Source organism: Williamwhitmania sp. (genome assembly GCA_035529935.1).
Classification (GTDB): Bacteria; Bacteroidota; Bacteroidia; order Bacteroidales; family Williamwhitmaniaceae; genus Williamwhitmania.
The window spans coordinates 40,082-49,239 of record DATKVT010000034.1 but is presented as its reverse complement, the minus strand read 5'-3'; the positions used below and the strand labels follow the sequence as shown (position 1 = coordinate 49,239).

The following is a 9,158-nucleotide window of genomic DNA, read 5'->3' as shown; positions in this document are numbered from 1 at the left end:
CCTCATCGGGGAATCGCTGCTGAAACTCGAAAATAGTAAGGCTGTCGAACTTCTTCTCCATACTCTAAATCATTTATACCCCTAAAATACTACATTTATCCGTATTGGCTGAATGCCTAATTCAATACAAGAAATACCTTAAGATGCTGGGCGACAACGGTGTGCACGTGAGTATGGGCCTATTGGCAACCGATAACGCTTACGCGGAAAGGGTTAACGGAATAATAAAAAACGAGTATCTCGCCTGCTGGAAAATGAACACGCTCGAGGAGCTACGGCGGGGTGTGGCTAGAGCGGTTAAGCACTACAACACCCAAAGAATACACCGATCGTTGCCAAACCATAGCACGCCAGCTCAGTTTGAAAAAGAATTGCTAGCTTTACCGCGCCAGAAAAGGCCAAAGGTGATTGTTTATTCCGAGGGTAACCATACAATCCGAAATACAGCAAATCGAAAGGGTTATTGGCCAGAACAAACACTTAATGCTCTGGTTTGTCCGATAGCAACGTTAAGTTAATTGTTAGTATAAATCGGTCAACACTAATCAGGGACGGTCACTCCGGACTTCTGACTTCTGACTTCTCTTTCTTCCCCTGTCCCATTCTAACACAGCCATTGGATGATTTTGGAACAGATGGTTTCTTTCGGTGTTCTCTGATTTTACTTATTGTGTTGAAAATCAGTTGCCATTTTGTTGTGGCACAGCAGTTGCTTAATGGCAGAAGAAGTTTTTTCCAACATCAATAAACCGGGTTAGCCATGATACTAACAAACCTTAAAATTGCCTTCCGAAATCTCCTCAGGAGTAAAGGCTATAGCTTTATTAACATTTTTGGGCTGGCTATTGGCATGGCCACCACCATACTGCTGCTGCTTTGGGTCAGCTTTGAGCTCAGCTGGGACAAGTTTTACCCCAACACCAAGCAGTTATACGAGGTGGTGTCGCTCCAGACATGGGATGGTGGCAAGCATCCAATTCCCAATCTTCCCGGACCACTTATCGATGTGGTAAAGGAGAAGTATCCCGAAATTAAGATGGCTGCCAACTGCAACACATTTGGGCAGAAGATGCTCATGCGCTACAATAACTTTGAACGGTTCATTTCGGTAAATCATGTCGACCCCGATTTCTTGAAAATATTCTCCGTTCATCTAGTTAAGGGTAGCATTAGTTCGGCTCTTTCCGATCCGCATTCCATCATACTTTCCGAAAAAATGGCTACCGAAATCTTCGGGAACGACGATCCCATGGGAAAGATAATTACTGTTGATAACAAAACGCCGCTTACCGTTACGGGTGTAATGGAAAACCCACGCGAAAACACCATTTTTAGCTATTCCTGTCTGGTTCCTTTCGAGTTTCTCCGCCAGCAAAATCCCTACCTGCGCGATTCGTGGGGAAACCATAGTTACTTTGGGTTTGCCGAGGTTAACAAGGGGGTAAACGTGGACTCGCTCAACAAGAAGATGAGCACATTTTTTAGCGATTATGTAGACAAGTCGGATACCCTACGTTCCCTATTTCTTTTTCCGGTTGATAAGGTGCATCTCTACTACTACGATGGAACGCCAACGCAGATGAAGCAGGTTGGGATGTTCTCAATTATTGCCATCTTCATTTTGCTCATTGCCTGCTTCAACTTTATGAACCTCTCCACCGCGAGGGCGGCCAAGCGTGCCAAGGAAATTGGGTTGAAGAAAACGGTTGGGGCTTCCCGCTGGCGCCTGATAGCACAGTTTATGGGTGAGTCGTTGCTTATAACCTTTATTGCCGTGAACTTTGCGCTGGTATTGGCCCGGCTATTCCTTCCAGTTTTAAACACCATGATGGACCGAAATCTGGAAATTGACTATTCCAGTTCCAACTTCTGGATATTGGTGGTGGGAGTTACGTTGGTTACTGGTATTCTTGCAGGGGCCTATCCAGCATTTTACCTCACCCGCTTTCGACCCATTAATGTGCTGAAGGGAGATTCTACCCGAGGCAAGGGTGGTGCCCGATTTAGGCAGATATTGGTGGTGCTGCAGTATACGCTTTCAATTGCGTTGGTGGTATGCACCCTTGTGGTGAGCCTACAAATACGTTACCTCCAGAATATGGATATGGGAATGGATATTCACAATATTGTTGCCGTGCCTCTTACTGGCAGCATGGCCGAAAAGAGCGATCTCATTCGTAAGCAGCTGCAGAGCGATCCCTCCATTCAAACGGCATCGTTTGCCTCGCATATTCCCTGTGAGGCCTACACCAACGGTTGGGGTAACGATTGGGAGGGGAAGGACCCCAACAACAATCCATTGGTAACCTACATGAATGGTGATTTCAACTTTTTTAAAACGTTCAAAATTAAAATGGCTGAGGGGCGCTATTTTACAGAAATGACACAACAGTCCGACTCCAATGCCGTGGTTATTAATGAGACCTTTGCAAAGATGATAACTAAGGGTTCTGCCATTGGCATACTCATAAAGCATGGTGATGTGAGCTATCGAGTTATTGGGGTGGTAAAGGACTTTAACTTTACCCATGTAAGTCGGAAGATTGGCCCTCTCATGATGTTTAGTGCCAGTGGAGGGTATTATCAATACCTTTTTGTTAGGGTAGATCCTATGAACAAGGGGCAGGCGCTGGCCACCATTCAGCGGGTGTGCAGCGCTCAGAATCCCGACTTTCCGGTGAGCACCTTCTTTGTGGACGATTACCTAAGCAAAATGTATGCGGGCGATAAGAAATCCATGACCATACTGCTTTACTTCTCCGTGCTGGCAATCATAATCTCGTCGCTTGGACTTATTGGACTGGCCTCCTTTATGGCGGAGGAGCGCACTAAGGAGATTGGTGTTCGCAAGATTATGGGTGCATCGGTTGGAAATTTGGTAGGGCTATTCTCCTACGACTTTACCAAGTGGGTGTTGGTATCTAACCTATTTGCCCTGCCGCTAGCCTGGTACTTTATGAAGAGTTGGCTCCAAAACTTTGCCTACCGAATTGCCATGCCATGGTGGGTGTTTGGAGCCGTTGCGGCGATGGTTTTTGTGATTGCCTTCCTTACGGTGGCCTACCAAAGCTACCGGTCGGCGGCTCAGAATCCGGTGGAGAGCATTAAGTATGAGTAGAAGAGGAAGTTATAAGAAGTTTCGTAAAATGATTCATCCATTAACGTAATAAATATGAAACGACAAATTATTCTGACAACATTGCTAATTTCTATTTTCTATAGCGCAAGGGCTCAAAATGATTCCGTAATAGATAGTTTATTGAATCAGTATGTTTTATCATCGACAAATAAGGATGCTGGAATACTTGTTGGTGTTATTGATTGCAATACGGATAGTGTAAAAACATTTTCAAAAGGAGCAATTGACAAGGGAAATGATTTACGACTAATGTGTCCTGGTTCTAAACCTGTAATTAGCTATTTAATTCTAAAAAATGGGTTGAATATTCAATCTACGATTGATAAGTGGTTTCCGTTAAAACAAGGTTATCAAAAGTCTGACAAAATCACGATTAAAATGTTGTTGTCAAATACCAGTGGAATAAAGGATTATGTTAGATTGTTATTTAATTGTAAACAAGCAGGTAGTGTTCAATTCACAATTGATACTGCATATAAAAACAAGGAGTTAGCTTTTAATCCGGGAGATTCAGTTTTGTATTCGAACACGGGCTTTAACATTGTAGGAACTATTCTTGAAAAGGAAACCAAGAAAACAGTTGATGAATTAATATCAGAAAATTTTAAAGGAATATCACCTTCAATAAGGATGGATAATGGACATGGTAGTTATCCAAAAGGATACGCGAATCCTTGGCCATATCACTATAGCTTATCTGGATATTCTGGTGGTATGATTGGAACAATTGATGATTATTTAAGAATGATGGCCTTTATAAGTAAACAACCAGAATTTAAAATAATGACGGATTGGGTTAAGGTTGTAAATGGATGGAATTATGGTCTAGGAATTGAAGGTGAAGGGAATAGGATAATATATCCTGGTAATTCTGGTGCAAACCTATCTTGGTTAGTTAAGGTTGATTCGAAGATTATCTATATTCATACAGCAAATGATCTAGATAATAACAGGTTTCAAGGGTTCTTAAACAATGTGATTCCATTACTTACGAAACTTTAAAATGCACCTTGCCTAGCCACGATTAAGTTTATTGGGGCTGATAATGCAGATGCGTATGTTTTACTACTTTATAATTTGTTTTGCCCGCGGGATGATGAAATTGGCGGCTAACTCCCAAACAACTCCAACCACGGGAACATTGCACAATAATAAGAACTTACATAGCTCACAAACTCAAAAATACCATGAAAAACCTATTTTTTTCTATAATGATTCTTATATCTGGCGTGATTACTGCTCAGGAATGCAAAATCGATTTGCACTCATTGGCTCAACCAGATATTAATATGATTAATTTCAATAAGTTTGGGCAGAATAGATTATTTAAAATTGTTTTATCCGAGGGTTTTGATACTATTGCCAATAAAGAAATCATTAGTCAACTATCGCAATGGTTTTTAAACCAGAACTCCAAGATCAGTATAGTAAATATTAACGATGTTAAGAAATTAGATGATAGTTGCCATTATCTAATTATCGGGTTAACTAGCAAACTAAAAGATTTGTCGATTTTTGATTTGCCCATAAAGGTCAACAATAACAAATGTACCTTTGGCTCAATTGAACTTGCAGATTGTAACGATGCAATAGCAATTATTAACGAAAGTGCACGATGTTCGGCTGTAATTGGTAATTCATATGCAGCCTTAAGAAATATATCATTTGGACGGTTTTTAGGATTATATAACTATTATATTCTCGAAAATAGCAAAATGAGGTATTTGGGTAATTTAAAGGATAATAAATTTATATCAGATAGCCTTGTTGATTTGGCACTTATAAGAGACGTAAACTATTCTCAAAAAATTGATAATGAATATGTAGAAGCCTGTTTCTCATGTAAATACAAAACGATTAGTCAATTTCAAGGTTCAATTGACTCTTTAATAGATTCGTTTGATGAATTTTGCAGGCTTTATGAAGTGAAGAAACCGTCTCAAAAACTAAAATTCTTTATTCATTGGGATCAATTGGAGATAAATATAGTCAGTGGTGACCCAAAACCTGGTACAACTGGAGGATTAGTGATTGACAGTCTAATTCATACAGTAGGGTTAGATAAAGAGTTGCTAATCCATGAAGGGGTTCATTTTATATTTAATCACAATTATAAAAGTCCAAATGCTTTTTTTAACGAAGGTATTCCTTCGTCTTTTGCACTATTTCAGCATCCCGATCGAATTACGAATGATTGTAAATTAATTCAAGACAATTTAGAAATAAAGGATTTAATAGCTGGAAAAATAGAATTCTGGAATGGGCCATATAAAAATGGACAGTGTTTATCATACCCTATATCAGGCCTTTTTGTAAAATTCTTAATTGATAAATATGGTATTGATAAGTTAAAGAGATTTTATCAATATGCTGATATAGATGAAGGCTTTAAGGCTGTTTATAATACGGAACTGGATATGATAGCAGCTGAATGGAAAAATTATATATTGGACAATACTGCTGATGCGTTAAAATTTAGTCACTAAATAAATTTCTTTGTTCTTTGATATTTTGATTTGTTTGATATTCTGTGAGCAACTCTCGCATAGGGGTTTTATCAAATACTGAGATGCTTAAAATCTGTAATATTTCATAGATGGTGAGATTGCTTTTTAGCGCATGCTTAACTTTTGCTACTAGCAGATAAGTGCAGATTGCAACCCAAACATGTATGTTTACAGCATTTTCTGAGTGCCCCCAAAGTGTTTTAATGGTTAAGTTTTGTTTTATCCATTTGAAAAACACTTCGATTTGCCACCTGTTCCGATACAGATTTGCCACTTCAAGAGCAGAGGCATCAAGGTTGTTGGTTAAGAAAGTAAGAATTACATCATTCTCACTATCAAAAAACTCAACTAACCGTAATGGTGCCGAATAAAGCTGTTTTGATTTATATCCATTGAGCTCGATGATTTTATCGCTTCTTAATCCGGAGCTTTCGTCGATATTGAGATTGCTTTCAACCACCGAATAGTCCATGGTAGTCTTTGCTCTTGAAATAAAGAAAGCTCCCAACTCATGCAGGTGATACAACGCTTTAAAATCAATGTATGCTTTGTCCATAATGTAAATGGCATTGGGGATTGGGGCAAGTATATCAAGAACATTGCTATCATGATATTTGCCATCTGTAATCAAGATATAAGAAGGGATACTTCCTCTTAAATCAAGTAATGTGTGGATTTTTATAGCACCTCTGGAATACTTGCCAGGAGCCCAGCTAAATAGCTTAAGACTCAACGATATCGTTGTTGAATCCAGCGCAAAGACTTCATTCTCAATATCAACATCAGGAATTGGTTCACTGGCATATATTGGTCTTACCTGTTGAATAAGGTAATTGCCAAAGTCTTCGAAAACGCGAAAATCCCTACGTTCATTTGCCCGTGACAATGTAGATTGGTTTACATATTGCTTAATGCCAAGATGATACAGCTTGTTCCTGTGGGCTTTTAGACACGTGCATATATCTCTAAGGGAATTCCTTGATGTTAGCTGACCAAAAAAGAGTTGTATGAACTGATTCCAACAATTTAGGTCTCTGGTTCTGAAGTCCCCACTATATGTAGACACATATTTTTCAAATTCATACCGTGGAATAAACTGTAGCAGTTGAGCAAAAACATATTTACCAGAATTCATAGCTTTACAATTAAGCTTGCAAAGCTACTTTCAAATCAAATCAAAAAATCAAAGAACGTCTGTAATGTATTGATATGAGATTATTTGTGATTGCTTTTTTAAAGTTAACGCATCACTAGTAATTGGACAATATTAAATAATTACTGTAACCAACAAGGCTAAATCTAATGTATGGTTCTGGGGCATTCGAAACTTTCTATTGCGCAGTAAATTTCTGATACCCGGACTATTCTAGCTATCAACAACCCGAAATAATCTTAGCCTTTAGTGGAAGTTACTAAGGAGGCAAAGGAGTTAGAGAATTGGGTACAAATAAAGAGACGCATCACCGTGCGTCTCTTATGCATTAACAGCTATTGTATGGTTGTTGTATCGATGATGTGATACGTAGCTTTTGTAATAAATTAGGTCATTCACATCTTCTCCTATGTTGAATTAATGCATCGTTTGATCCAGCTCTGCCTGTTTCTGCAATTATCTAGCTTATCAATTGATCCGTTATTTTAGAGTATGAGACATTGTGGTGAGATGTATTCAGAGCGACTCCAGAATTTTGTCAATCTGTTCCTTTGTTTTGCCCAATTTGACCTGGATTTTGCCCAGCATCACATCTTTATTATCTTGGTTGAGCATTAGGTCGTTATCTGTAAGAATGGCAAATCGTTGTTTGAGTTTACCTTTCTGCTCTGCCCAGGTTAGCTTTAATTCTGTTGTATTTTTCATGTCTGAATATTTATTGGTGAATGGCATAGTGTAAAGGTACGTTCTTAAGTAAGTGGATCTGTTGCAAAACTCTGCAAATAAGTTACATGATTCAAACCTTTTGTGTTTGAATAATGAAGAGAGGCGATCTTGCTAGACCGCCTCTCTTCAAAAGCTGATACATATTGTTTATTAAGGTTCTGTAACTGTATTTCCATCTAGAACGACAGCGGTTTGAGCTAGCGCCCGACCATTCATGGTTGCTCCTGTTTGGAAGTTGATACCTGTCTGTGACAGAATAACTCCCTCAAAATGTGAGGTTGTTCCACAGGTAACCTGACCTGCTACTTGCCAAAAGATGTTCTTGGCTTGTGCGCCACCTTCTAAGGTAATCATAACTGTAGGACTCAATTCGAGGTCACCTGCAATTTGAAAGATCCAAACATCATCCGCACTACCCGAAATGGTAACGTCTGAAGGCACGGTAACGGTGCTAGTCCATTTGTATAGACCTGCGGTAAGGGTTTTTCCACCAATGTTGCCAGTACCAAGTTCTGAAAAATTAGGTGATGGGCGTCCGGCTGCATCGTTGTATGCTGTGATCATATTTTCAACGGCAGTGGTAAGGTTGATTGGAGTTGGATCTGCCATGTCGGCTGCATATATCTTTCCGGTTATCTGGGCAGAGGTTGCATAGCCAGTTGCATTAGTCAACGAAAATCCTGTAATATACGATGTTGCAGCTGGGCTTAGAGCAATATCACCAGTAACCGCTGATGTAGAAATGTTGTTGATTGCCGTTTTTGCAAGAATTACATAGTTGCCTGCAGCTCCAAGATCTACCACTGCCATATTTGCAGTGCTGCTTGATATTGTGAACTCAACTGCCGTGTTCGTGGCAAGTGCATTACCGGCAAGGTCTTTTGCTCCTACTGAAATGTTAGCTGTATATACTGCTCCTGCCGTCATCAAGCTCGATGGAGTAAATGTTGCTACTTTTCCTGAATAGCTTGCTGTGCCCGAAACAGCTGTAGATCCTTGCATTAGGGTGAAGGTGGACGCATTGATAGTTGATGGATCCATGTTTTCACTAAAGGTAATAGCAATGACCTTGTTGCTTGCAACACCAGTGGCATTATTTAGCGGAGCGGTCAATGTAACGGTGGGATTTGTGATGTCCACAACGCCACTTGTAGTAAAATTCCATACATAGTCACTTGTTAGTGTATTACCTGATAGATCTGCAACCCCTGATTTGATGGTTGCAGTATAAATAACGTTTGCAACCAGGTTTGCTGAGGGGGTGAAAGTGGCTGTTTTATTTACGTATTCCACCGTTCCTGAAACTATTGATGTTCCTTGTTGTAATGTGAAATTTGAAGCCGTCATTGAAGAGGGATTCATTTCCACACTGAAAGTTGCAGAGACTTTACTGTTTAATGCAATATCTGCAGTGTTGTCAGCTGGAGCTGATGATATAACTTCTGGGTTGACGCTGATATTGTTATCATCCTTTTTACAACCGAAGGTTATAACAGCGATTAGCATTGCTATTGCTGGTAATATTTTTTTTAGATTCATTTTATTTTTATTTAAAATTGGTGAATTATTTAATATTACAAAGATAGGTGTTGAAGTATTGAGGTGTGTTGCAAAACTCTGTAAATAAGTTGTA

At 39.4% G+C, this 9,158-nt stretch carries 7 protein-coding genes; 4 read left to right on the top strand and 3 right to left on the bottom strand.

Translation table 11 applies throughout. The annotated features are described in order from the left end of the window. Positions 1-104: 104 nt before the first annotated feature. The 4 genes from VMW01_02450 (at position 105) to VMW01_02435 (ending at position 5,625) form a co-directional block, all read left to right on the top strand. Positions 105-518, top strand: coding sequence for an integrase core domain-containing protein (locus tag VMW01_02450; protein HUW05098.1), 414 nt, complete (start codon positions 105-107; stop codon positions 516-518). A 242-nt stretch (positions 519-760) separates the two neighbouring features. Continuing rightward, on the top strand, positions 761-3,118 hold the full coding sequence (locus tag VMW01_02445; protein ID HUW05097.1) for an ABC transporter permease: 2,358 nt from the start codon (positions 761-763) through the stop codon (positions 3,116-3,118). 54 nt (positions 3,119-3,172) lie between these two features. Further along, a complete protein-coding gene (locus VMW01_02440; GenBank protein HUW05096.1) occupies positions 3,173-4,141 on the top strand; it encodes a serine hydrolase domain-containing protein in 969 nt (322 codons plus the stop codon). 185 nt (positions 4,142-4,326) lie between these two features. Beyond that, complete coding sequence (locus VMW01_02435; protein HUW05095.1) at positions 4,327-5,625, top strand: hypothetical protein; 1,299 nt, start codon at positions 4,327-4,329, stop codon at positions 5,623-5,625. On the opposite strand, the gene VMW01_02430 is transcribed toward VMW01_02435, so the two are convergent. The 3 genes from VMW01_02430 to VMW01_02420 form a co-directional block, all read right to left on the bottom strand. After that, positions 5,615-6,781, bottom strand: a complete 1,167-nt coding sequence (locus tag VMW01_02430; protein ID HUW05094.1) for an IS4 family transposase — start codon at positions 6,779-6,781, stop codon at positions 5,615-5,617. The genes VMW01_02435 and VMW01_02430 overlap by 11 nt on opposite strands. Positions 6,782-7,315: 534 nt before the next feature. Further along, on the bottom strand, positions 7,316-7,504 hold the full coding sequence (locus VMW01_02425) for a hypothetical protein (GenBank protein HUW05093.1): 189 nt from the start codon (positions 7,502-7,504) through the stop codon (positions 7,316-7,318). Between the two features lie 171 nt (positions 7,505-7,675). Continuing rightward, positions 7,676-9,064 carry an ice-binding family protein gene (locus tag VMW01_02420; protein HUW05092.1) on the bottom strand — a complete coding sequence of 463 codons (1,389 nt, stop codon included), beginning with the start codon at positions 9,062-9,064 and terminating at the stop codon, positions 7,676-7,678. Positions 9,065-9,158 lie beyond the last annotated feature (94 nt).